At 60.0% G+C, this 23,639-nt stretch carries 17 protein-coding genes; 15 read left to right on the top strand and 2 right to left on the bottom strand.

Annotated features, from left to right (window positions below; genetic code table 11):
* The first annotated feature begins 238 nt into the window (after positions 1–238).
* Complete coding sequence (thiI, locus tag JBO08_RS20545; RefSeq protein WP_065879802.1) at positions 239–1,693, top strand: tRNA uracil 4-sulfurtransferase ThiI; 1,455 nt, start codon at positions 239–241, stop codon at positions 1,691–1,693.
* A 139-nt stretch (positions 1,694–1,832) separates the two neighbouring features.
* Positions 1,833–3,653, top strand: a complete 1,821-nt coding sequence (gene typA / locus JBO08_RS20540) for a translational GTPase TypA (RefSeq protein WP_053140412.1) — start codon at positions 1,833–1,835, stop codon at positions 3,651–3,653.
* A 204-nt stretch (positions 3,654–3,857) separates the two neighbouring features.
* On the opposite strand, the gene JBO08_RS20535 is transcribed toward typA, so the two are convergent.
* Positions 3,858–4,292 carry a YkgJ family cysteine cluster protein gene (locus JBO08_RS20535; protein WP_017529542.1) on the bottom strand — a complete coding sequence of 145 codons (435 nt, stop codon included), beginning with the start codon at positions 4,290–4,292 and terminating at the stop codon, positions 3,858–3,860.
* Between the two features lie 240 nt (positions 4,293–4,532).
* On the opposite strand from JBO08_RS20535, the gene JBO08_RS20530 reads away from it, so the two are divergent.
* The 6 genes from JBO08_RS20530 to JBO08_RS20505 all read left to right on the top strand — a co-directional run bounded on the left by JBO08_RS20530 (position 4,533) and on the right by JBO08_RS20505 (position 14,167).
* Positions 4,533–6,983 carry a glycogen/starch/alpha-glucan phosphorylase gene (locus tag JBO08_RS20530; protein ID WP_065875768.1) on the top strand — a complete coding sequence of 817 codons (2,451 nt, stop codon included), beginning with the start codon at positions 4,533–4,535 and terminating at the stop codon, positions 6,981–6,983.
* A gap of 159 nt (positions 6,984–7,142) precedes the next feature.
* On the top strand, positions 7,143–10,661 hold the full coding sequence (locus JBO08_RS20525) for a DUF2339 domain-containing protein (RefSeq protein WP_220074891.1): 3,519 nt from the start codon (positions 7,143–7,145) through the stop codon (positions 10,659–10,661).
* Entirely contained in the window at positions 10,661–12,016 is a 1,356-nt protein-coding gene (locus JBO08_RS20520; protein WP_220074890.1) for a DUF3999 domain-containing protein, read from the top strand. The genes JBO08_RS20525 and JBO08_RS20520 overlap by 1 nt, the downstream gene beginning before the upstream one ends.
* A gap of 109 nt (positions 12,017–12,125) precedes the next feature.
* Positions 12,126–13,136 carry a class 1 fructose-bisphosphatase gene (locus JBO08_RS20515; protein ID WP_003237460.1) on the top strand — a complete coding sequence of 337 codons (1,011 nt, stop codon included), beginning with the start codon at positions 12,126–12,128 and terminating at the stop codon, positions 13,134–13,136.
* Between the two features lie 176 nt (positions 13,137–13,312).
* Positions 13,313–13,567: a lipoprotein gene (locus JBO08_RS20510; RefSeq protein WP_049710452.1), complete on the top strand. Its 255-nt coding sequence runs from the start codon at positions 13,313–13,315 to the stop codon at positions 13,565–13,567.
* Positions 13,568–13,597: 30 nt separating this feature from the next.
* Positions 13,598–14,167 carry a lipocalin family protein gene (locus JBO08_RS20505; RefSeq protein WP_038841684.1) on the top strand — a complete coding sequence of 190 codons (570 nt, stop codon included), beginning with the start codon at positions 13,598–13,600 and terminating at the stop codon, positions 14,165–14,167.
* A gap of 125 nt (positions 14,168–14,292) precedes the next feature.
* On the opposite strand, the gene JBO08_RS20500 is transcribed toward JBO08_RS20505, so the two are convergent.
* On the bottom strand, positions 14,293–15,657 hold the full coding sequence (locus JBO08_RS20500) for a formimidoylglutamate deiminase (RefSeq protein ID WP_065875765.1): 1,365 nt from the start codon (positions 15,655–15,657) through the stop codon (positions 14,293–14,295).
* Positions 15,658–15,804: 147 nt separating this feature from the next.
* On the opposite strand from JBO08_RS20500, the gene hutC reads away from it, so the two are divergent.
* From hutC to JBO08_RS20465, 7 genes are all read left to right on the top strand, one after another.
* A complete protein-coding gene (hutC, locus tag JBO08_RS20495) occupies positions 15,805–16,515 on the top strand; it encodes a histidine utilization repressor (RefSeq protein WP_173668614.1) in 711 nt (236 codons plus the stop codon).
* Positions 16,512–17,072, top strand: coding sequence for a HutD family protein (locus JBO08_RS20490; RefSeq protein WP_065875763.1), 561 nt, complete (start codon positions 16,512–16,514; stop codon positions 17,070–17,072). The genes hutC and JBO08_RS20490 overlap by 4 nt, the downstream gene beginning before the upstream one ends.
* 402 nt (positions 17,073–17,474) lie before the next feature.
* Entirely contained in the window at positions 17,475–19,145 is a 1,671-nt protein-coding gene (gene hutU, locus JBO08_RS20485) for a urocanate hydratase (RefSeq protein ID WP_065875762.1), read from the top strand.
* 143 nt (positions 19,146–19,288) lie between these two features.
* A complete protein-coding gene (locus JBO08_RS20480; RefSeq protein ID WP_065875761.1) occupies positions 19,289–20,734 on the top strand; it encodes a cytosine permease in 1,446 nt (481 codons plus the stop codon).
* 69 nt (positions 20,735–20,803) lie between these two features.
* Complete coding sequence (locus JBO08_RS20475; protein ID WP_065875760.1) at positions 20,804–21,769, top strand: ABC transporter substrate-binding protein; 966 nt, start codon at positions 20,804–20,806, stop codon at positions 21,767–21,769.
* 72 nt (positions 21,770–21,841) lie between these two features.
* Complete coding sequence (locus tag JBO08_RS20470) at positions 21,842–22,693, top strand: proline/glycine betaine ABC transporter permease (protein ID WP_049710445.1); 852 nt, start codon at positions 21,842–21,844, stop codon at positions 22,691–22,693.
* On the top strand, positions 22,690–23,514 hold the full coding sequence (locus tag JBO08_RS20465; RefSeq protein WP_017138612.1) for a glycine betaine/L-proline ABC transporter ATP-binding protein: 825 nt from the start codon (positions 22,690–22,692) through the stop codon (positions 23,512–23,514). Before JBO08_RS20470 ends, JBO08_RS20465 begins: the two co-directional genes overlap by 4 nt.
* The last annotated feature ends 125 nt before the right edge of the window (positions 23,515–23,639 follow it).

Raw genomic sequence — 23,639 nt, 5'->3', positions numbered from 1 at the left:
CAAGAGAGCAAATTGCATGCCAGTGCGCCAACATGGGTTTTTTGATCCAAAAACGCCCCTATAAAGGTGCATTGCGACAAAAGCGTAAAATCTTCGCACCGCAATGTGGCGCAATGGAACGAAAGCGCACCCATTTAGTGCGTTGCGTGTGCTATGCATATTAACTGGTTAAACCGTGAGCGATTTCCGCTATAATCCGCGCCCCCCTTTTTCAGCAGGCCCGGCGCGCGCTGTTTCCATGAAATTAATCGTTAAAGTCTTCCCCGAAATCACCATCAAGAGCCGACCGGTACGGATGCGTTTCATCCGTCAATTGGCCAAGAACATCCGTGCCGTGCTCCGCGATCTGGACCCGGCTGTGGTGGTGAATGGCGTGTGGGACAACCTCGAGCTGGAAACCCGTGTCACCGAGCCCAAAGCCTTGAAGGACATGACCGAGCGCCTGAGCTGCATGCCGGGCATCGCGCATTTCCTGCAGGTGGATGAGTACCCGCTTGGCGACTTCGACGACATCACCGAGAAGTGCAAACAGCACTTCGGTAATGAGCTGGAAGGGAAGATCTTTTCGGTGCGTTGCAAGCGTGCCGGCAAGCACACCTTTAGCTCCATGGATGTCGAAAAATACGTCGGCAGCAAGCTGCGTCGCGAGTGCGGCGCCGCCGGAATTTCCCTGAAAGCGCCGCAAATTGAAGTGCGCATGGAAATTCGCGACCAACGGTTGTTTGTGATCCACAGCCAGCACAACAGTATCGGCGGCTACCCGCTGGGCGCCCTGGAACAGACCCTGGTATTGATGTCCGGCGGTTTCGATTCCACGGTGGCGGCTTACCAGATCATGCGCCGCGGCCTGATGAGCCACTTCTGCTTCTTTAACCTGGGCGGGCGTGCACACGAATTGGGCGTGATGGAAGTTGCGCACTTTATCTGGAAGAAATACGGCAGCTCCCAACGCGTGCTATTTGTAAGCGTACCGTTCGAGGAAGTGTTGGGCGAAATTCTCGGCAAAGTCGATAACAGTCATATGGGCGTAGTTTTGAAGCGTATGATGTTGCGCGCTGCGTCGCGGATCGCCGACCAGTTGCAGATCGACGCGCTGGTGACCGGTGAGGCGATCTCCCAGGTGTCCAGCCAGACGCTGCCGAACCTGTCGCTGATTGACTGCGTGACCGAAAAGCTGGTGCTGCGCCCGCTGATCGCCAGTCACAAGCAGGACATCATCGACCTGGCCGAAGAAATCGGTACCGCTGATTTCGCCAAGCATATGCCTGAATATTGCGGGGTCATCTCGGTGAACCCCAAGACCCACGCCAAGCGCAACCGCGTGGAGTACGAAGAACAACAGTTCGACATGGCGATTCTTGAGCGTGCGCTTGAGAACGCCAAAATGGTCCCGATCGATCGCGTCATCGACGAACTGGGCCAGGACGTAAAGATCGAAGAAGTCAGCGAAGCCCTGGCCGGCCAGATCGTCGTCGACATCCGTCACCCGGATGCCGCCGAAGATGAGCCGCTGGAAATCGCCGGCATCGACGTACAAACGCTGCCGTTTTATGCATTGAACGCGCGTTTCAAGGAACTGGATAACAGCCGTCAGTACCTGTTGTATTGCGACAAAGGCGTGATGAGTCGCCTGCATGCCCACCATTTGCTCAGTGAGGGGCATGCCAATGTGCGCGTTTATCGACCGAGCTAAGAGCCCGGGGCTGTTTGCCTGTGGCCTGCGTCACCGGCCCCCCGACTCTGCCGTCAAGCTGTAACGGCAAGGCCTGACTCTACTGTAAATCGCTGCCACGACCTGTCAGCACACCGAATCCTCTGATCGAGATACACAAGTGATCGAAAATCTACGTAACATCGCCATCATTGCTCACGTTGACCACGGTAAAACCACCCTGGTAGACAAACTCTTGCGTCAATCCGGCACCCTGGAGCGCAACGAGCTCAACGACGAGCGCGTGATGGACTCCAACGACCAGGAAAAAGAGCGCGGTATTACCATCCTGGCTAAAAACACCGCTATCAACTGGAACGGCTACCACATCAACATCGTGGATACCCCGGGCCACGCCGACTTCGGCGGCGAAGTAGAACGCGTAATGTCGATGGTTGACTCCGTTCTGCTGCTGGTTGACGCTCAAGACGGCCCTATGCCGCAAACCCGTTTCGTGACCAAGAAGGCTTTCGAAGCCGGCCTGCGTCCGATCGTGTGCATCAACAAGGTTGACCGTCCAGGCGCGCGTCCGGACTGGGTTCTGGACCAGATCTTCGACCTGTTCGACAACCTGGGTGCTACCGAAGAGCAACTGGACTTCCAGGTTATCTACGCCTCGGCCCTGAACGGTATTGCCGGTCTGGAACACACCGCCATGGCGGAAGACATGACCCCGCTGTACCAGGCGATCGTTGACCACGTTCCACCACCGAAGGTTGACCGTGAAGGCCCGTTCCAGATGCAAATCTCGGCACTGGACTACAACAGCTTCCTGGGTGTTATCGGCGTTGGCCGTATCGCGCGTGGTAGCGTCAAGCCGAACACCCCGGTTGTGGCTATCGGCGCCGACGGCAAGAAGCGTAACGGTCGTATCCTGAAGCTGATGGGTCACCACGGCCTGCACCGCATCGACGTTGAAGAAGCCTTTGCTGGCGACATCGTATGCGTCAGCGGCATGGATTCGCTGTTCATCTCCGACACCCTGTGCCAGCCGGACACCGTCGAGGCGATGAAGCCTCTGACCGTTGACGAGCCAACCGTTTCCATGACCTTCCAGGTAAACGACTCGCCTTTCTGCGGTAAAGAAGGCAAGTTCGTGACCTCCCGTAACATCAAGGAACGTCTGGACAAAGAGCTGCTGTACAACGTTGCTCTGCGCGTTGAAGAAGGCGACTCGGCTGACAAGTTCAAGGTGTCGGGCCGTGGTGAGCTGCACCTCTCGGTACTGATCGAAACCATGCGTCGCGAAGGCTTCGAAATGGGCGTTGGTCGTCCGGAAGTGATCATCCGTACCGTTGACGGCGTGAAGCAGGAACCGTTCGAAAACGTCACCATCGACACCCCTGAAGAATCCCAGGGCAAGGTCATGGAAGAGATGGGCCTGCGTAAGGGCGACCTGACCAACATGGTGCCGGATGGCAAAGGCCGTGTACGTCTGGAATACAACATCCCTGCTCGCGGTCTGATCGGTTTCCGTAACCAGTTCCTGACCCTGACCAACGGTGCTGGCATCCTGACCTCGATCTTCGATCGCTATGACACCATGAAGTCCGGCGACATGTCCGGCCGTCAGAACGGTGTTCTGGTATCGGTTGAAACCGGCAAGGCACTGACCTACTCCCTGGAAACCCTCCAGGCGCGTGGCAAGCTGTTCGTTGAACACGGTCAAGAGATCTACAACGGTCAGATCGTTGGTCTGAACAGCCGTGACAACGACATGGGCGTCAACCCAACCAAAGGCAAGAAGCTCGACAACATGCGTGCTTCGGGTAAAGACGAAACCATCGCCCTGGTTCCACCTGTTCGCTTCACCCTGGAACAGGCCCTGGAATTCATCCAGGACGACGAGCTGTGCGAAGTGACGCCTAAGTCGATCCGCCTGCGTAAGAAGATCCTGGACGAAGGCGAGCGTACCCGCGCTGCCAAGAAAGCCAAGAACTGAGTTAACTCAGGCTGAATGAAAAACGCCCCCGGTCGAAAGGCCGGGGGCGTTTTTTTATGCCTGCAGTTTGTGTGGTGTTTGTGCCGACCCTTTCGCGAGCAAGCCCGCTCCCACATTCGACCGCGTTGTTTCAGGATGAGCGCGGTCAAGTGTGGGAGCGGGCTTGCTCGCGAAGAGGCCAGTCAGAACACCCCAAAATCCAGATCAGAACTTATCGAGGGTCTTGAACTTAGTCTCGCGCACCACTTCCTTCGGCTTATACGCGCAATACCCAGGCCGTGGCCCGATCTTCGGGTGATTGCGGCAAGTATCCGGGCGCTTGTCATAAATAGTGCAGAAGCGCGTCTTACGATCCAGGTACAGGCAATCGTTGTTGCTCATGCGCTGCAGAGTAAAAATTTCTGACTTGGAATTGAAACGCTCGACGATGCCTTCCTTCTGCAAGCGCTTGGCGATGTTCTTTGGCGGGTCGCCGCGCTCGAACTCATCGACGATGCCGATGCGGATCAGGTCCTTGATCTTCACTTCGACCGGCAGCGTGCAGCAGCTGGACACGCAACCACCGCACATGTGCGCGGAATATTTCTGCCACGTTTCAAGACGGTCGAGTTCCGCGGCGGCGATCAGTTGAGGCTTCATCAGGGTTCCAAAAGGTGGGGCTGTATCCGGGCGCGCGATGATACCGGGATTGGTGATTTTTTGAACAATATTTTCCGGGTTTCTGCTGGAAGGCTTTTGGAACGTCAAAGCAGGCACGGCCCCTGCATCTAAATCCTGTATAGGTGAATGCGTTAAAAAACTGCCGAACCAGAGCGGCCGCCGTCTGTCAGACCGTCTAGGCTCTAGCAACTCCTTCTATCTCGCCCGAGGTCGCAATTGATGTCTCAGGAACCACTTGCACGAGAAGCAGAGGTAGCCGCGTTTCGCGATGCCGTCTTGACCAAACTCACCTACGCGGTGGGCAAGGACCCGGATCACGCCTTCGACCACGACTGGTTCGAAGCCATTGCCCTGGCCGCACGCGACCAGATGGTCGACCACTGGATGGACCATACGCGGCGTATTTACCGCAAAGGTCAAAAGCGCGTTTATTACCTTTCCCTGGAATTCCTCATCGGTCGTTTGCTGTACGACAGCCTGAGCAACCTTGGTGTGTTGGAGATCGCGCGCGAGGCACTCTCGGAGCTGGGCGTCGACTTGGAGCGCATCCGCCTGCTGGAGCCCGATGCGGCGCTAGGCAACGGTGGCCTGGGTCGCCTGGCCGCGTGCTTTATGGAAAGCATGTCGACGTTGGGCATTGCGGGTCACGGTTATGGCATTCGTTATGAGCACGGCCTGTTCCGCCAAGCGATTGTCGATGGCTGGCAACAGGAGCAAACCGAACGCTGGCTGGATTTCGGCAACCCATGGGAATTCGAACGGGCCGAAGTGATTTACCCGATCGGGTTTGGCGGCAGCGTCGAAACCCTGCCGGATGCTTCCGGCAAGCTGATCCAAGTGTGGACGCCGAGCGAAACCGTACGCGCGGTTGCCTACGACACCCCGGTGGTCGGCTGGCGCGGCGCGAGTGTCAATACCTTGCGCCTGTGGCGTGCTCGCGCAGTGGAAGACCTGCACCTGGAACGTTTCAACGCCGGCGACCACCTGGGCGCCGTCGCCGAAGTGGCCCGCGCCGAAAGCATCTCCCGGGTGCTTTACCCCGCGGACAGCACCGAAGCGGGGCAGGAACTGCGCCTGCGCCAGGAATACTTCTTCGTCTCGGCCTCGCTGCAGGATTTGCTGCGTCGCCACAAGAACATGCATGGCTCGGTGCTGAGCCTGGGCGAACACGCTGCGATCCAGCTCAACGACACTCACCCGTCCATCGCCGTGGCCGAGTTGATGCGCCAATTGGTCGACTTGCACGACATTCCGTGGGAAGCGGCGTGGGACGTCACCGTCGAAACCCTTTCCTACACCAACCACACCCTGTTGCCCGAAGCGCTGGAAACCTGGCCGGTTGGCTTGATGGAGCGCATGCTGCCGCGGCACATGCAGATCATCTACCTGATCAACGCCCAGCACATCGACTCGCTGCGCGCCAAGGGCGTCCACGATTTCGACGTATTGCGCGCCGTATCGCTGATTGAAGAAGACAACGGCCGCCGTGTGCGCATGGGCAACCTGGCATTCCTCGGCTCCCACAGCGTCAACGGTGTGTCGGGTTTGCACACCCAGTTGATGCGCAACACGGTGTTCTCTGAGCTGCACAAGCTGTACCCGGAGCGCATCAACAACAAAACCAACGGCATCACCTTCCGCCGCTGGCTGTATCAGGCCAACCCGAAACTCACGTCGATGCTCGTGGACGCACTGGGCCCGGACATTCTCGACAACATGGAAACGCGCCTGGGCGAGCTGGAAACCTTCGCCGAGAAGCAGACCTTCCGCAAAGCCTTCGCCGATCAGCGCCTGCACAGTAAGCGCGCATTGGCGGACATCATTCACGAACGGCTGGGGATCGCGATCAACCCGGCGGCGATGTTCGATGTGCAGGTCAAGCGAATTCACGAATACAAGCGCCAATTGCTGAACCTGCTGCACACGGTGGCGTTGTACCAGGCCATCCGTGCCGAACCGGGCACCGACTGGGTGCCGCGTGTGAAGATCTTCGCGGGTAAAGCGGCGGCGAGTTATCACCAGGCCAAGTTGATCATCAAGTTGACCAACGACATCGCGCGCACCGTTAACAACGACCCGACCGTGCGCGGTCTGCTCAAGGTGGTGTTCCTGCCCAACTACAACGTCAGCCTGGCGGAAAGCATCATCCCGGCGGCGGACTTGTCGGAGCAGATCTCCACGGCCGGCTTTGAAGCCTCGGGCACCAGCAACATGAAGTTCGGTCTCAACGGTGCGTTGACCATCGGCACCATGGACGGCGCGAACGTGGAGATGCACGAGCGCGTCGGCGCCGATCACATGTTTATCTTCGGCCTCAGCGCGCAGCAGGTGGAAGCGCGAAAACACGCCGGTGAATTCAACGCCGGGCAGGACATTGCAGCGTCCCATCGCCTCAGCGATGTGCTGCAAGCGATTCGCGGCGGGGTGTTCTCGCCGGATGATCCGGGCCGGTATGTGGGGTTGATCGACGGGCTGATCGACTACGACCGCTTCCTGGTGTGCGCCGACTTCGATTCGTACTGGGAGGCCCAGGCGCGGGTCGAGGCGCATTGGCATGATTCCAAGGCGTGGTGGCGTTCGGCGGTGCTCAATACCGCGCGGATGGGGTGGTTCTCTTCGGACCGGACGATCCGCGAATACGCCACTGAGATCTGGAAAGCGCTCGACTAAACACGGCTGATCCCAAGGTGTGGGAGGGGGCTTGCCCCCGATAGTAGAGTGTCAGTTTGCAGATATGTCGACTGGTGCACCGCTATCGGGGGCAAGCCCCCTCCCACATTGGGCCCGCGTCGATATACTGAGCGCCGGTTTGCCTAGGGAATATCGACCATGCAATGGATTTTCATGCTGATTGGCCTTGCGCTCGGCTGGACGCTCGACGAGTCGTTCAGTGACGCGGGCATCGGTGCGCTGTTGGGGCTCGGCATTGGCCAGGCGATTCGCCTGGCGAAGCTGTCGGCCCAAGCGGACCAGCAGGCGCGTCAGTTGGAAACCACGCAAAAGTCGCTGATAGCGCTGGGTGAGCGCCTGCGGCAGTTGGAAGTGCCCGCGCCGACGAGCAGTGTCATCGTCGAAACACCCGTCCCTGAGCCGATAACTGTCACTAAAGCGCCCGAGCTTGTTTGGGAGCTGCCTGCCGACATCGCACCTGTTGCCATGGTCACCAAACCGAGCCAGCCGCTGCCGGCCGACGTTTGGACGCCTGCCCCAACTCCGCGCCCTCAAGCACCTGCGATTCCTCGTGGCCCCAACTTGATCGAGCGCGCCATCAGCGGCGCACGCAATTGGCTGTTTGGCGGCAATACCGTGCTGCGGGTTGGTGTGGTGTTGCTGTTTCTCGGCCTGGCCTTCCTGCTGCGTTACGCCACCGAAGGCATGGTGGTGCCGATCGAGGTGCGTTACGCCGGGGTTGCCGCTGCGGCGTTAGGCTTACTGGGCCTGGGCTGGTGGCTGCGGCTGCGTAACAGCAACTACGGCTTGATGTTGCAAGGCACTGGGATCGCGGTGTTGTACCTGACGGTGTTTGCTGCGATGCGTTTGCATCCGTTGATAGACCCGAGTGCGGCGCTGGGCTTGCTGGTGGCCGTCACGGTGTTTTCGGCGATCCTGGCAATCACCCAGGATGCCTTGGGGCTGGCCTGTGCGGCGGCGCTCGGCGGCTTTGCGGCGCCTATCCTCACGTCTACCGGTGCCGGCAACCATGTGGCGCTGTTCAGCTATTTTGCCCTGCTGAATGCAGGCATCCTCGCCATCGCCTGGTTCAAGGCCTGGCGTTTGCTCAACCTGATCGGCTTTGTCGGCACCTTTGGTATCGGCTTCGCCTGGGGTCTGCGCTCCTACACGCCGGAATTGCTGTGGAGCACCGAGCCGTTCCTGATTCTGTTTTTCCTGATGTACCTGACCATCGGCCTATTGTTCGCCCGGCGCAAACTGCTGGAGATGAGCGACGCGCCCGAGGATGATAGCCGTGGCGCGCTGCTGCGCTGGTCGGCGGCCAAGGGTGATTATGTCGACGGCAGCATGTTGTTCGGTCCGCCGCTGGTAGGTTTTGGCTTGCAGTTCGCGCTGGTGCAGCACGTGGAATTCGCCGCCGCGTTCAGCGCGTTGGGCTTGGGCGTCATCTACATGGGGTTGGCCCGGCTGCTGAGCGGCGGGCGCGCCTTGCTGTTGGCGGAGACCTGCCTGGCCCTGGGTGTGATTTTCGCCAGCCTGGCGATTCCCCTCGGGCTGGATGCACGCTGGACGGCTGCGGCCTGGGCGGTGGAAGGCGCCGGAATCTTCTGGCTGGGCTTGCGTCAACAGCGACCACTGGCGCGAGCGTTCGGCTTGCTGCTGCAACTGGGCTCAGCGGTGGCATTCATCAGTGAGTTGAGCGTTGGCGAGCACACCTTGCTGGACGGAGCGCCATTGGGTGCGCTGCTGCTGGGCGCGGCGTTGCTGTTCAGCTTTGATCAGTTGCGCAAGGCCTCTACCGAACAAGCGACGGATTGGGAGCGCAAAGGCCTGCCCGTGCTGGCGAGCCTTGGCTTGAGCTTTTTGTACCTGCTCGCACCCTTGCTGCTGAATACTCAAGGCACGGCTGTCAGTTGGGCAATCGCCGGTCTGGCGACGCTGTTTGTCGGCCTGCGCATTGGTTCGCGGACCTTCCTGTTCACTGCATTCGCCGTGCAGTTGCTGGGCGGCGCGTTGTTCCTGCTGCGCTTGCAGGGCGGTGACGGGGCGGCGGTATTCAATGCGGGCTGGAGTGGCTTGCTCACGGCTTCGCTGATAGGCCTAGCGTTGATTGGTGGCATGCTTCTGGCGGCGCGCGATGAGATGGTGCGCGGCGATGTACGGTTGTTACGTGGCTTGTCGGTGGTTCTGCTGGCGGGTCTTATCCTGATTAATCTGGCGGTGCTGTTCGTCTTGCCTTGGGAAAGCGCGAGCGGCGTGTGGGCGGCCAGCGGTTTGTTGATCATCTGGCTGAGCCTGTACCTGCAACAGCGCGTCAGCTTTGTGTTCGGCTTGTTGCTGCAACTGATCGGTGGCGGCTCGTTCCTGCTGGCGGTGCCGGAGTTGCTTGGCCCGTTGACCCGTGAGGGGCTGCGTCCGTTGGCCCATAGCGGTTTCTGGACGCCGATGGTGCTGGGCCTGGCGGCACTGGTCGGCGCCTGGCGCTTGCAGCGCGAACCCCACGCGCCGGTGTTTGCCGTGTTGAAATTGCAACGCCTGTCCGACTTGCTGCTGGTGTGGGGCACGGCTTGGTGGACGCTGGCATTGGTCGGCGAAGTGTTGCGGTTTATCCCGCAAGAGCTGCAGGGCCCGTTCCTGCTCGGCACCGCAGCAGTCAGCGTGGCGATCTGGGCGTTTCTGTCCGAGCGGCTGCGCTGGGCGTCGCTGGGCATGCTCTGCACCCTGTTGATGCCGGCGGCCGGTGTGGTGTTGCTGGTGTCTGCGCATAACTATTACCACCCGGCGGCGCAGTACGGTTGGCTGGCTTGGTTGGCGGTGTTTGTGGTGCATTTCATCTCGCTGCGGCGTTTGGCGGCGGTGGTTCCGGCCAAGGTGCTGAGCGCGGCGCACGTAGTGGGCTGCTGGATGCTGATCGGCGTGCTGGCGCTGGAGGTGCGTTACGGCCTGCTGGTGCTGTCGAGCGAGTACAACGCCTGGCGCTGGCTGGGCTGGGCGATTCTGCCAAGCCTGTATCTGGTGCTGGCCGCCGCGCCGCGCCGTTGGCCATGGCCGGTATCGGCGTACCCAAGGGAATACCGCGTGCTGGCCGCGCTACCGCTGGCGGTGCTGATGTTGGGGTGGTTCTGGCTGGCGAACAGCTTCAGCGACGGCACGGCCGAGCCGTTGCCTTATGTTCCGCTGCTCAACCCATTGGATCTGGGCTTGTTGTTCGCGCTGCTGGGCATTTACCTGTGGTCGCGCAGTGCGGCGCCTGAGCGTGGGCCGCGTATTGAATTGATCGTCCAGGGCGTGGCGGGTGTCTCGCTGTTCGCCTTCTTTACGGCGTTGGTGATGCGTACCGCTCATCATTGGGGCGGCGTGCCGTTTCAATTGGATGCGTTGCTGGAGTCGATGCTGGTGCAGGCCGGCCTATCGATCGTCTGGACCTTGATTGCCCTTGGCCTGATGATCGGCGGTCACCTGCGCCATCGTCGCGAAGTGTGGCTGATCGGCGCGGCGCTGATTGCGGTGGTGGTGGCCAAACTGTTCTTTGTCGAACTGAGCAACCGTGGCGGCCTGGCGCGGATTGTGTCGTTTATCGGTGTAGGCGGGTTGTTGCTGGTGGTGGGCTACTTTGCGCCGCTGCCGCCAAAACGCGTTGAACCTGTGACTGAAACCGAGGGGGCGTCTTCTTGATGGGCAAGCTGAAACTGAGTGGTTTGGCGGTATGGCTGGCGTGTTCGGCAGCCTTTGCACAGGAAGGTCCGTCCGACTTCACCACCCAGGTACCGCTGGCCGTGAGCGGTAGCGGGCCCTGGTATCGCCTGGAACTGCCACTGGCGGTGCAATTGAGCGCGCGCCAGGCTGATCTCAGCGATGTGCGTGTGTTCAACGCCGCCGGCGAGCCGCAGGCTTATGCGTTGTCGCGTCAATCTTCGCAACGCACCGAAAGCCGCAACGTCACCGACGTGAAGTGGTTCCCGCTGTACGCCGCCGACACCCAGCAAGCCCTGCCCGACGTGGTGATGAAAGCCACCAGCACAGGCACCCTGGTGGAAATAAAACCGTCTACCGCGCCAAAGCCCGGCAAGCAAGTGCTGCGCGGCTGGGTATTGGACGCCAGTGCGATCAAGGCGCCGTTGCAGCAATTGAGCCTGGATTGGAGCCGCGAGCAAGAGGGCTTCCAGCGTTTCAGCATTGAGGCCAGTGATGACTTGCAGCACTGGCAAGCCTGGGGCGATGGGCAGGTGGCGCGCTTGTCATTCGCCGACGAGCGGGTCGAGCAGCATGACGTGAACTTGCCTGGGCAATCGGCACGTTACCTGCGCCTTGTCTGGCAAGGCCAGGCGGCGCCGCTGCTGACCTCGGCAAGGCTGGTGAGCGCGACGAGCAGTAGCCTGCCGATGCCGTTGGTGTGGTCGCAACCCTTGGCGGGCAAGCGGCTCAACGCCGGGGAGTACAGTTGGCAGCTGCCCACGGGGCTGAGCATCGAGCGACTGCGCATCGAATTGAAGCAACCCAACACGCTGGCGCCCGTTACGCTGGCGGGGCGCAGGGACAGCAAACAGGCGTGGCAGCCACTGAGCAATGGCGTGCTGTATCGCCTCACCCAGAATGGCCAGGACGTGGTGCAGGATGAATTGCAGCTGCCGGGCCAAACGGTCGCCGAACTCAAGTTGGCAGTGGATGAACGCGGCGGCGGCCTGGGCATTGAGGCGCCAGCGCTGCGTTTTGCGGTGCGCGCCACGCAGTTGGTGTTCCTGGCCCGGGGCGAGCCGCCATTTACACTGGCGCTGGGGAATGCATCGGTCAAGGCGGCGAACCTTCCGCTTTCGACCTTGATCCCTGACTACAGCGCCGAGCGTCTCAAGGCATTGGGACAAGCGAAAGTCGCCGGGGAAGTCGCGGTGACGTCGCCGCCGATCGTAGCGGCTGCCGATGCCGGCACGAACTGGAAAAAACTCGGGCTCTGGGCCGTGTTACTGCTCGGCGTGGCGGCACTGGGCGCCATGGCCTACAGTTTGCTGCGCAAGCCGCCGGTGGCACGTTAAATAAAGTCCATGAACTCTATTGGGTTTAAATCCTCTGATAGGAGGAAATACGCCCCGACTCGCGCTAAACTGCGCGGGTTTTCAAGCCCCCCATTCTCCGGAGCCATACATGTCCCGCGTTACCTTGAGTCGCTATTTGATCGAGCAGACCCGCAGCAACAACACGCCTGCCGATCTGCGCTTCCTTATCGAAGTGGTGGCGCGTGCTTGCAAGGAAATCAGCCACGCCGTGTCCAAAGGCGCACTGGGTGGTGTCCTGGGCAGCATGGGCACTGAAAACGTGCAGGGCGAAGTGCAGAAGAAGCTCGACGTCATCTCCAACGAGATCCTGCTCGAAGCCAACGAATGGGGTGGTCACCTGGCCGGCATGGCGTCCGAAGAAATGGACAATGCCTACCAGATCCCGGGCAAGTACCCGAAAGGCGCGTACCTGCTGGTGTTCGACCCACTGGACGGCTCGTCCAACATCGACATCAACGCTCCCGTCGGCACCATCTTCTCGGTACTGCGTTGCCCTAACGAGTACTTGAGCCAGAACGAAGCCCTGAACGAAAAGGCCTTCCTGCAGCCAGGCACCGAACAGGTCGCGGCTGGTTACGCGATCTACGGCCCGCAGACCATGCTGGTACTGACCCTGGGCGACGGCGTCAAAGGCTTCACCCTGGACCGCGAAATGGGCAGTTTCGTACTGACCCACGAAGACATCACCATTCCTGCGTCTACCCAGGAATTCGCGATCAACATGTCCAACCAGCGCCACTGGGAAGAACCTGTGACCCGCTACGTAGGCGAGTTGATGGCTGGCGAAGAAGGCCCGTTGAAGAAAAACTTCAACATGCGCTGGGTCGCCGCCATGGTGGCCGACGTGCACCGCATCCTGACCCGTGGTGGCTTGTTCATGTACCCTCGCGACAGCCGCGAGCCGTCCAAGCCGGGCAAATTGCGCCTGATGTATGAAGCCAATCCGATGTCGTTCCTGGTTGAGCAGGCAGGCGGCGCGTCCACCGACGGTCACCAGCGTATCCTCGACATCCAGCCTGAAGGCCTGCACCAGCGTGTGGCGGTATTCCTGGGTTCGAAAGAAGAAGTTGAGCGTGTGACGGCCTATCACAAGAAGTAAGTTGCGGCGATAAGTGATCGGCGTTATTGGGAGCCGGTTCACCCTTAAAGAAGCCCCGAAACGTTTCAGCGTTTTCGGGGCTTTTTTGTTTTCGTTCGTCGGGAACCAGAAACCTCTTTTCCCTTCTAAGCTTCTGGCAGACCCCCATGCTGCTTAGTCCCTCCAGGAGTTTTTCCATGTCGTTACGTCGTCTCGCCTTGCTGACCTTTTGCGTGCTGTTGGCCGCTTGCAGCAAGGTCAACCAAGAAAATTACGCGAAGCTTTCCGCTGGCATGCCTAAGGCTGAAGTGGAATCACTGCTGGGTCAGCCGACTGACTGTTCCGGCGCACTGGGCATGTCCAGCTGCACCTGGGGCGATAAAAACAGCTTTATCAGCGTGCAATATGCCGGTGACAAGGTTCTGATGTTTTCCGGGCAAGGCCTGAAGTAAACCGGGGCGAAAGCCTGCGGGAGAAGAAGAATGATCCGTTTTGTTTTGTTTCTTTGTGCCAGCCTGTTTTTGGCGGGCTGCGCCAGCCATTCTGGCGATGATCTGCAACCCAAGACTGCGAGCAACGTCAACCTCAAGCGTTACCAGGGCACTTGGTATGAGTTGGCCCGATTGCCGATGTACTTCCAGCGCAACTGCGCGCAGTCCGAAGCCCGCTACACATTGCTGCCTGATGGCGACATGTCGGTGTTCAACCGCTGCCTGACGACCGAGTGGAAGTGGGAAGAAGCCAAGGGCACGGCTACGCCGCAAGTGCCGGGCAAGACTGACAAGCTTTGGGTGGAATTCAATAACTGGTTTACCGCACTGTTGCCGGGCGTTGCCAAGGGCGATTACTGGGTGTTGTATGTCAGCGATGACTACAAGACCGCGATTGTTGGCAGCCCGAGCCGGCGGTACATGTGGATTTTGTCGCGCACGCCTACGGTGAGCGCCGACACTCGCGAAGACCTGCTGAGCAGGGCGCGGCAGCAGGGTTATGACACCACGCGGTTGATCTGGCGCACGTCGGACAAGCAGATGGCGAAGACTTCGCAGTAAACGGAAACACTGCCGATCAAATGTGGGAGCTGGCTTGCCTGCGATAGCATCACCTCGATATGCCTGACATACCGAGGTGCTTGCATCGCAGGCAAGCCACCTCCCACATGTGTTTTAGGGTGTTATTAACTCAGCAAATCTCTCAAGACTTGTGTGAACGCCCGGCTGCTTTCCTCTTCGCCGGCATGCCGCCCATCCCGCACCACCCACTTCCCGTTCACCAGCACATCACGCACCTGCCGATCCCCACCGGCAAACAACCAGCGATTCAAAATCCCGTCTTCGCTTGCCGTCGCCAGGTACGGATCATTGCCATCCAGTACCAGCCAATCCGCACGTTTACCCACTTCCAACCGGCCAATCGGCTGCCCCAATGCCTGGGCGCCGCCGTCCAGCGCCGCGTCAAACAGCGTGCGCCCCACCATCGGCTGATCATCGCGATACAAGCGGTTACGCCGTTGATCGCGCAGGCGCTGGCCGTATTCGAGCCAGCGCAATTCCTCCACCACGCTCAGTGACACATGGCTGTCGGAACCGATGCCCATGCGTCCGCCTTGGGCGAGAAAATCCACGGCCGGGAAAATCCCGTCACCCAGGTTAGCCTCGGTAGTCAGGCACAAACCGGCAATTGCGCGGCTCTTGGCCATGCGCGTGACCTCTTCAGGATCTGCATGCGTGGCATGCACCAGGCACCAGCGTTCATCCACCTCGACATTGTCATACAGCCATTGCAGCGGGCGCTTTCCGCTCCAGGCCAGGCAGTCGTCGACTTCTTTCTGCTGTTCGGCAATGTGGATATGCACCGGGCACGCCTTGTCGCTGGCGGCCAGCACTGCATGGATTTGCTCGGGCGTGACGGCGCGCAGCGAGTGGAAACACAACCCCAACTGCTGCGCCGGCTGTGCTGCCAGGATCGGTTTCAGCCGCGCCTGCAGGTCCAGATAGTGTTCAGTGCTGTTGATAAACCGCCGCTGGCCTTCATTCGGTGCCTGGCCGCCAAACCCGGAGTGGGTGTAAAGCACAGGCACCAACGTCAGGCCAATGCCACTGCTGGTCGCTGCCTGGCTGATCTGCCGCGACAACTCCGTGCGGTCGGCATACGGCTGGCCGCTGACATCGTGGTGCACATAGTGAAATTCGGCCACCGAGGTATAACCGGCCTTGAGCATCTCGATATACAGCTGACGCGCGATGACGTGCAATTGCTCCGGACTGATCTTGCCGACCATGCGGTACATCAGGTCGCGCCAGGTCCAGAAACTGTCATTCGGGTTGCCGGCCACTTCTGCCAAACCTGCCATTGCACGCTGGAAAGCGTGGGAGTGCAGGTTCGGCATACCCGCCAACACCGGGCCTCTCAGCCGTTCGGCAGCGTCTGCGCTGGCATTGGCCTCAACCTTTGTCAGCACCCCATCTGCGCTGACTTCAAGACGTACATCGTTGGCCCATCCATTAGGCAGCAGCGCGCGTTCGGCAAAGAAAGCGGACATGATCAAGGCACCCCGGTCGTGTGTTTATTTGTATATACATATACAGACGTTTGCCTGCTCGGTAAACTCCGGCAATCTATGCATCTTTTTCCCCTGCAAGGATTCCCTGTGCCGACTCCGCCTGCCAAGTCTTCGCTGGCTGCCCACATGGACGAAAGTCCGGCGCCCTTGTATGCCCGCGTCAAACAAATGATCAGCCAGCAGATCCTCAACGGCAACTGGCCGCCTCATTACCGTGTGCCGTCGGAGAGCGAACTGGTCAGCCAGTTGGGTTTCAGCCGCATGACCATCAACCGCGCCCTGCGCGAGCTCACCGCCGAAGGCTTGTTGGTGCGCATGCAGGGCGTCGGCACCTTCGTCGCTGAGCCCAAGAGCCAGTCCGCGCTGTTTGAAGTGCACAACATTGCCGATGAGATCGCTTCTCGCGGTCATCGACACACCTGCCAAGTCATCACCTTGGGCGAAGAAGCTGCCGGTTCCGAGCGCGCCGTCGCCCTGGAAATGCGCGAAGGCGGGCGGGTCTTCCACTCGTTGATCGTGCACTTCGAAAACGATATTCCCGTGCAAATCGAAGACCGTTTCGTCAATGCACTGGTCGCCCCGGAATACCTGCAACAGGATTTCACCCAACAAACGCCCTACGCCTACTTGAACCAGGTTGCACCGTTGACCGAAGGCGAGCACGTGGTCGAAGCCATCCTCGCTGACGCCGCCGAGTGCAAGCTGCTGCAGATCGAGCCCAGCGAACCGTGCCTGTTGATCCGTCGACGCACCTGGTCGGGCCGCCAGCCGGTGACGGCCGCGCGTTTGATTCACCCCGGTTCCCGTCACAGCCTGGAAGGACGTTTCAGTAAATGAGTTCCGTAAAAGTCTGGCGCGCTGCCGATTACGTGCGCATGCCCTGGAAAAACGGCGGCGGCAGTACCGAAGAAATCACCCGTGATGCCGGCGCAGGCCTGGATGGCTTTGGCTGGCGCCTGTCGATTGCGGATATTGCGGAATCGGGCGGTTTTTCCATCTTCGCCGGCTACCAACGGGTGATCACCGTGATCAAAGGCGCCGGCATGGTGCTGACCGTGGATGGCGAAGAACAGCGTGGGTTGTTACCGCTGCAACCTTTTGCGTTCAAGGGGGACAGCCAGGTGGAGTGCCGATTGATCACTGGGCCCATCCGCGATTTCAACCTGATCTATTCGCCGCAGCGTTACCACGCGCGGCTGCAATGGGTCGACGGTGTGCAGCGTTTCTTCAGTACGGCGCAGACGGTGTTGGTGTTCAGCGTTGTCGATGAGGTGAAGGTGCTGGACGAGAAATTGGGGCATCACGATTGCCTGCAAATCGACGGTAACACTGGCCTGTTGGACATTTCCGTCGCCGGCCGTAGCTGCATCATCGAACTGACCGCACGCGGTTAAAAATGTGGGAGCTGGCTTGCCTGCGACAACGGCGTTTCAGTGCTAAATGTGCTGACTGACACGCCGCCATCGCAGGCAAACCAGTTCCCACAATTGTTTTGTGGGGAACATTAAATCTGTTTCCAGTCTCTGCACCAGTTTGTTACCGAATGCCCCAGCGTGGCGCAAAACGATGTTGTCGTGACAAACCTCCCTCGCAGCAAAAGCCTCCCGTAAGAAATTTCATCAAGCCTCGAAGCCTTAATTTCCAAGGCTCGCGCAGGCATCCCCAAAAATTCTCGGCAGCTCTTTTAGAAAGTTGGCCGCTTGATTGCATATGCTTGTATGTACAAGTAAAGATGTGTGCGTAAGAGTCCACTTCGCACCAACACAGTATGCGCATCAATCGCCGAGGAGTTTTTTGTGACTAAGCCAACCAAGTACCGTGACGTAGAAATCCGCGCCGCCCACGGTAACAAGCTCACCGCCAAAAGCTGGCTGACTGAAGCGCCGCTGCGCATGCTGATGAACAACCTCGACCCACAAGTGGCCGAGAACCCGAAAGAACTGGTGGTATACGGCGGTATCGGCCGTGCGGCGCGTAACTGGGAGTGCTACGACCAGATCGTCGAGAGCCTCACCCACCTCAATGATGACGAAACCCTGCTGGTGCAATCCGGCAAGCCGGTTGGCGTGTTCAAGACCCACAGCAACGCTCCGCGCGTACTGATCGCCAACTCCAACCTGGTGCCGCACTGGGCCAGTTGGGAACACTTCAACGAGCTGGATGCCAAGGGCCTGGCCATGTACGGCCAGATGACCGCCGGCAGCTGGATCTACATCGGCAGCCAGGGCATCGTCCAAGGCACCTACGAAACCTTCGTCGAAGCCGGTCGCCAGCATTACAACAGCGACCTGACCGGCCGTTGGGTCCTCACCGCCGGCCTCGGCGGCATGGGCGGCGCCCAACCACTGGCTGCAACCCTGGCCGGCGCGTGCTCGCTGAACATCGAGTGCCAGCAGGTCAGCATCGATTTCCGCCTCAGCAGCCGCTATGTCGACGAGCAAGCCACGGACCTCGACGACGCCCTGGCGCGCATCGCCAAATACACCCAGGAAGGCAAGGCCATCTCCATCGCCCTGTTGGGTAACGCGGCGGAAATCCTGCCGGAACTGGTCAAGCGCGGCGTGCGCCCGGACATGGTCACCGACCAGACCAGCGCCCACGACCCACTCAACGGCTACCTGCCGGCCGGCTGGACCTGGGACGAATACCGCGCCCGCGCCAAGACCGAACCGGCTGCCGTAATCAAGGCCGCCAAGCAGTCGATGGCCGTGCACGTCAAAGCCATGCTGGAATTCCAGAAACAAGGCATCCCGACCTTCGACTACGGCAACAACATCCGCCAGATGGCCCAGGAAGAAGGCGTGGAAAATGCCTTCGATTTCCCAGGCTTTGTACCGGCGTACATCCGCCCACTGTTCTGCCGTGGCATCGGCCCGTTCCGTTGGGCTGCACTGTCCGGCGACCCGCAAGACATCTACAAGACCGACGCTAAAGTCAAAGAGCTGATCCCCGACGACGCGCACCTGCACAACTGGCTGGACATGGCCCGCGAGCGCATCAGCTTCCAGGGCCTGCCGGCGCGTATCTGCTGGGTTGGCCTGGGCCAGCGCGCCAAGCTCGGCCTGGCGTTCAACGAAATGGTACGCAGCGGCGAGCTGTCGGCTCCGGTGGTGATCGGTCGCGACCACCTCGATTCCGGCTCGGTCGCCAGCCCGAACCGCGAAACCGAAGCCATGCAGGACGGTTCCGACGCCGTGTCCGACTGGCCGCTGCTCAACGCCTTGCTCAACACCGCCAGCGGCGCGACCTGGGTCTCGCTGCACCACGGCGGCGGCGTGGGCATGGGCTTCTCCCAGCACTCCGGCATGGTCATCGTCTGCGACGGTACCGACGAAGCGGCTGAGCGGATCGCCCGCGTGCTGCACAACGACCCGGCTACCGGGGTGATGCGTCATGCGGATGCGGGTTACCAGATCGCGATCGACTGCGCCAAGGAGCAGGGCCTCAATCTCCCGATGATCAAATAACTAAATGTGGGAGCGGGCTTGCTCGCGAATGCGGTGTATCAGTCACCGGAATCGTTAGCTGACCCACCGCTTTCGCGAGCAAGCCCGCTCCCACATTTGATCTGCAGTGAACCAGAAAACAATCCATCAGAGGTTGAACACACATGGCTGCAAATGACACCACCCCGTTGATCGAAAGGCGTTCGATCGACTACATCCCGGAAGCGGAAAGACACGGTCGTCTATTGAGCCAGTTCACCCTGTGGATGGGCGCCAATCTGCAAATCACCGCAATTGTCACCGGGGCTTTGGCCGTGGTGCTGGGCGGTGATGTGTTCTGGTCGTTGATCGGTTTGCTGATTGGCCAACTGATTGGCGGCGGCGTGATGGCGCTGCATGCGGCGCAAGGGCCCAAGCTGGGCCTGCCGCAGATGATCTCCAGCCGGGTGCAGTTCGGTGTGTATGGCGCGGCTATTCCGATCGTGCTGGTCTGTTTGATGTACCTCGGTTTTACCGCCACCGGCACCGTGCTGTCCGGTCAGGCGCTGGGCCAGTTGTTCGGTGTCAGCGACAGCGTCGGGATCCTGATCTTTGCCAGTGTCATTGTGCTGGTCACGGTGCTGGGTTACCGGGTGATCCATTTCATTGGGCGTGTCGCCAGCGTCATTGGGGTGATTGCCTTTGTCTACCTGTTCAGCCGTCTGATCGGCCAGACCGACGTTGGCGCGCTCCTGCAAATCCGCCACTTCAGCTGGAGCAGCTTCCTGCTGGCGGTGTCGCTCGCGGCCTCCTGGCAGATAGCCTTCGGCCCTTATGTGGCTGACTATTCACGTTATCTGCCGAGCAAGACGTCTTCGGTGAAGACCTTTTTCGCGGCTGGCGCGGGTTCGGTGATTGGGGCGCAGGTGGCGATGACCCTTGGCGTGTTTGCCGCGGCCATGTCCAACGGGCAATTTGCCGGTCACGAAGTGGCCTACATTGTGGGGTTGAGCGGTACCGGTGCCACCGCTGCGCTGCTGTACTTCAGCATCGCGTTCGGCAAGGTCACCATTTCCACGCTGAACTCCTACGGCAGCTTCATGTGCATCGCGACCATCATCAGCGGCTTTCGTGGTCGCCTGGAGGTTACGCGCCTGCAGCGTCTGGTGTTTGTGCTGGTGATTGTCGGCACTGCGACCCTGATTGCGTTGCTCGGTCAGCACTCATTCCTCGGGGCGTTCAAGTCTTTCATCCTGTTCCTGCTGGCGTTCTTTACGCCATGGAGCGCGATCAACCTGGTCGACTACTACTGCATCACCCGCGAACGCTATGACGTGCCAGCGCTGGCCGACCCGAACGGTCGCTACGGCCGTTGGAACCTGCTCGGTATCAGCGTGTATGTCTTCGGCGTGCTGGTGCAGTTGCCATTTATCTCCACCAAGTTCTACACCGGTCCCTTGGTGGCTGCGCTGGGTGATGTGGATATCTCCTGGATCATCGGGCTGGTGCTTCCCGCAGCCTTGTACTACGTGTGTGCGAAAAAATGGCACGGCACAGTGCCCGATCAATTGATCCTGCCAGTAGAGCAGGGCGCTACACCAACAACAAACGGGCTGGCTGCACAAGCCTGATGGGACGTGGACAGGGCAGGACGCCTACTGACTGCCGTAATCCATTTCAAGATTGGGAGCGTCACAACAATGAAAATGCATAAGACCCTGTTGGCCACACTGTTCTCTGCGGGCGTGCTGGCGAGCGTTGGCGCCCAGGCGGCGGGCTGGTGCGAATCCGGCAAACCGGTGAAGTTCGCCGGCCTGAACTGGGAAAGCGGCATGTTGCTTACCGACATTCTGCAAACCGTGTTGGAAAAAGGCTACGACTGCAAAACCGACAGCCTGCCAGGTAACTCCATCACCATGGAAAACGCCCTGAGCAGCAACGATATCCAAGTGTTTGCCGAAGAATGGGTCGGCCGCAGCGAGGTCTGGAACAAGGCCGAGAAGGCCGGCAAAGTCGTCGGTGTCGGCGCTCCGATCGTCGGCGCGATTGAAGGCTGGTACGTGCCGCGCTACGTGATCGAAGGCGACGCCAAGCGCAAGCTGGAAGCCAAGGCCCCGGACCTGAAAAACATCGCCGACCTGGCCAAGTACGCCTCGGTGTTCAAGGACCAGGAAGAGCCGTCCAAGGGCCGCTTCTACAACTGCCCGGCCGGCTGGACCTGCGAGCTGGACAACAGCGAAATGCTCAAGAGCTATGGCCTGGAAAGCACCTACACCAACTTCCGCCCAGGCACCGGCCCGGCGCTGGATGCGGCGGTGCTGTCGAGCTACAAGCGTGGCGAACCGATCCTGTTTTACTACTGGTCGCCGACCCCGCTGATGGGCCAGGTCGACCTGGTCAAGCTGGAAGAAAAACCCGGCGTGGATAAGAGCGTGAGCATCAAGGTCGGCCTGTCCAAGACCTTCCACGAGCAGGCCCCGGAACTGGTGGCTGTGCTGGAAAAGGTCAACCTGCCGATCGACCTGCTGAACCAGAACCTGGGTCGTATGGCCAAGGAGCGAATTGAGTCGCCGAAACTGGCGAAAATATTCCTCAAGGAACATCCTGAAGTCTGGCACGCCTGGGTGAGCGAAGACGCAGCCAAGAAAATCGACGCGGCCTTGTAGGTCAAGCCTGTCCGGCTACCCTTAGGGGCTGGTCGGACAGCCGGCCACAACCCATTGGATCGAGAGCACGTTATGTTTCCTGAGAGTTTTACGTTTTCCATCGCCGACTGGGTCAACGGTTGGGTGGATTCACTGGTCACCAACTACGGTGATGTGTTCCGGCACATTTCCGACACCCTGCTGTGGGCCATCGTCAACCTGGAAGGGATGCTGCGTGCGGCGCCCTGGTGGTTGATGCTGGCGATCGTCGGTGCGGTGGCCTGGCACGCCACGCGCAAGGTCGTAACCACGGCGGTGATCGTCGGGTTGCTGTTCCTGGTGGGCGCAGTTGGCCTGTGGGACAAGCTGATGCAAACCCTCGCGTTGATGATGGTCGCCACCGTGATCTCGGTGTTGATCGGCATTCCGCTGGGCATTCTGTCGGCACGCAGCAATCGCCTGCGTTCGGTGCTGATGCCGCTCCTCGACATCATGCAAACCATGCCGAGCTTTGTGTACTTGATCCCGGTGCTGATGCTGTTCGGCCTGGGCAAGGTCCCGGCGATTTTCGCCACGGTGATCTACGCCGCGCCGCCGTTGATTCGCCTGACCGACTTAGGCATTCGCCAGGTCGACGGCGAAGTCATGGAAGCCATCAACGCCTTTGGTGCCAACCGCTGGCAGCAACTGTTCGGCGTGCAACTGCCGCTGGCATTGCCCAGCATCATGGCCGGGATCAACCAGACCACGATGATGGCGTTGTCGATGGTGGTCATCGCCTCGATGATCGGCGCCCGTGGCTTGGGTGAGGACGTGCTCGTCGGCATCCAGACCCTCAACGTTGGCCGTGGCCTTGAGGCCGGGCTGGCGATCGTGATTCTCGCAGTGGTCATTGACCGCATTACCCAGGCCTATGGTCGTCCACGGCATGAGGCGAGCAAATGACTACTGTCAGCAAAATCGAAGTTAAAAACGTCTTCAAGATCTTCGGCAACCGATCCAAGGAGGCCTTGGCGATGGTTGGCCAGGGCAAGACCAAGGATCAGGTCCTGGCTGAGACCGGCTGCGTGGTCGGCGTGAATGACCTGTCGCTGAGCATCGGCACCGGCGAGATCTTCGTGATCATGGGCCTGTCGGGTTCCGGAAAATCCACGTTGGTGCGCCACTTCAACCGCCTGATCGACCCTACCAGCGGCGCGATCCTGGTGGACGGCGAAGACATTCTGCAACTGGACATGGAAGCCCTGCGCCAATTCCGTCGGCACAAGATCAGCATGGTGTTCCAGAGCTTCGGCCTGCTGCCGCACAAGAGCGTGCTCGACAACGTCGCCTACGGCCTGAAAGTGCGTGGCGAAACCAAGCAGGTGTGCGCCGAGCGCGCCTTGCACTGGATCGAAACCGTGGGCCTCAAAGGCTACGAAAATAAATACCCGCACCAGCTTTCCGGCGGCATGCGCCAGCGTGTCGGCCTGGCCCGTGCATTGGCGGCTGACACCGACATCATCTTGATGGATGAAGCCTTCAGCGCCCTCGACCCGCTTATCCGCGCCGAGATGCAAGACCAGTTGCTGGAGCTGCAAAAGACCTTGCACAAGACCATCGTGTTCATCACCCACGACCTCGACGAAGCCGTACGCATAGGCAACCGCATTGCGATCCTCAAGGACGGCAAGCTGATCCAGGTCGGCACCCCGCGCGAGATTTTGCATTCGCCGGCGGATGAGTATGTGGATCGGTTTGTCCAGCGGCGGGCGGCGGTGGTGTGAGCCAGGTTTTGTGGTGAACCGGCTGGCGCTATCGCAGCGGTGCGACGATTCGACAAGCCAGCTCCCACATTTGACTGGGTTCACGCAGTTCAAATGTGGGAGCGGGCTTGCTCGCGAAGAGGCCG

This window comes from Pseudomonas sp. LAP_36, assembly GCF_019456785.1.
GTDB lineage: Bacteria > Pseudomonadota > Gammaproteobacteria > Pseudomonadales > Pseudomonadaceae > Aquipseudomonas > Aquipseudomonas tritici.
This window is presented reverse-complemented; position numbering and strand designations above follow the sequence as displayed.

Bases quoted from the DNA above. Each gene is read 5' to 3' on its own strand.
- thiI (WP_065879802.1), top strand. From the start codon at position 239: ATGAAATTAATCGTTAAAGTCTTCCCCGAAATCACCATCAAGAGCCGA.
- JBO08_RS20535 (WP_017529542.1), bottom strand. From the start codon at position 4,292: ATGAAGCCTCAACTGATCGCCGCCGCGGAACTCGACCGTCTTGAAACG.
- JBO08_RS20530 (WP_065875768.1), top strand. From the start codon at position 4,533: ATGTCTCAGGAACCACTTGCACGAGAAGCAGAGGTAGCCGCGTTTCGC.
- JBO08_RS20525 (WP_220074891.1), top strand. From the start codon at position 7,143: ATGCAATGGATTTTCATGCTGATTGGCCTTGCGCTCGGCTGGACGCTC.
- JBO08_RS20520 (WP_220074890.1), top strand. From the start codon at position 10,661: ATGGGCAAGCTGAAACTGAGTGGTTTGGCGGTATGGCTGGCGTGTTCG.
- JBO08_RS20515 (WP_003237460.1), top strand. From the start codon at position 12,126: ATGTCCCGCGTTACCTTGAGTCGCTATTTGATCGAGCAGACCCGCAGC.
- JBO08_RS20510 (WP_049710452.1), top strand. From the start codon at position 13,313: ATGTCGTTACGTCGTCTCGCCTTGCTGACCTTTTGCGTGCTGTTGGCC.
- JBO08_RS20505 (WP_038841684.1), top strand. From the start codon at position 13,598: ATGATCCGTTTTGTTTTGTTTCTTTGTGCCAGCCTGTTTTTGGCGGGC.
- JBO08_RS20500 (WP_065875765.1), bottom strand. From the start codon at position 15,657: ATGTCCGCTTTCTTTGCCGAACGCGCGCTGCTGCCTAATGGATGGGCC.
- hutC (WP_173668614.1), top strand. From the start codon at position 15,805: ATGGACGAAAGTCCGGCGCCCTTGTATGCCCGCGTCAAACAAATGATC.
- JBO08_RS20490 (WP_065875763.1), top strand. From the start codon at position 16,512: ATGAGTTCCGTAAAAGTCTGGCGCGCTGCCGATTACGTGCGCATGCCC.
- JBO08_RS20480 (WP_065875761.1), top strand. From the start codon at position 19,289: ATGGCTGCAAATGACACCACCCCGTTGATCGAAAGGCGTTCGATCGAC.
- JBO08_RS20475 (WP_065875760.1), top strand. From the start codon at position 20,804: ATGAAAATGCATAAGACCCTGTTGGCCACACTGTTCTCTGCGGGCGTG.
- JBO08_RS20470 (WP_049710445.1), top strand. From the start codon at position 21,842: ATGTTTCCTGAGAGTTTTACGTTTTCCATCGCCGACTGGGTCAACGGT.
- JBO08_RS20465 (WP_017138612.1), top strand. From the start codon at position 22,690: ATGACTACTGTCAGCAAAATCGAAGTTAAAAACGTCTTCAAGATCTTC.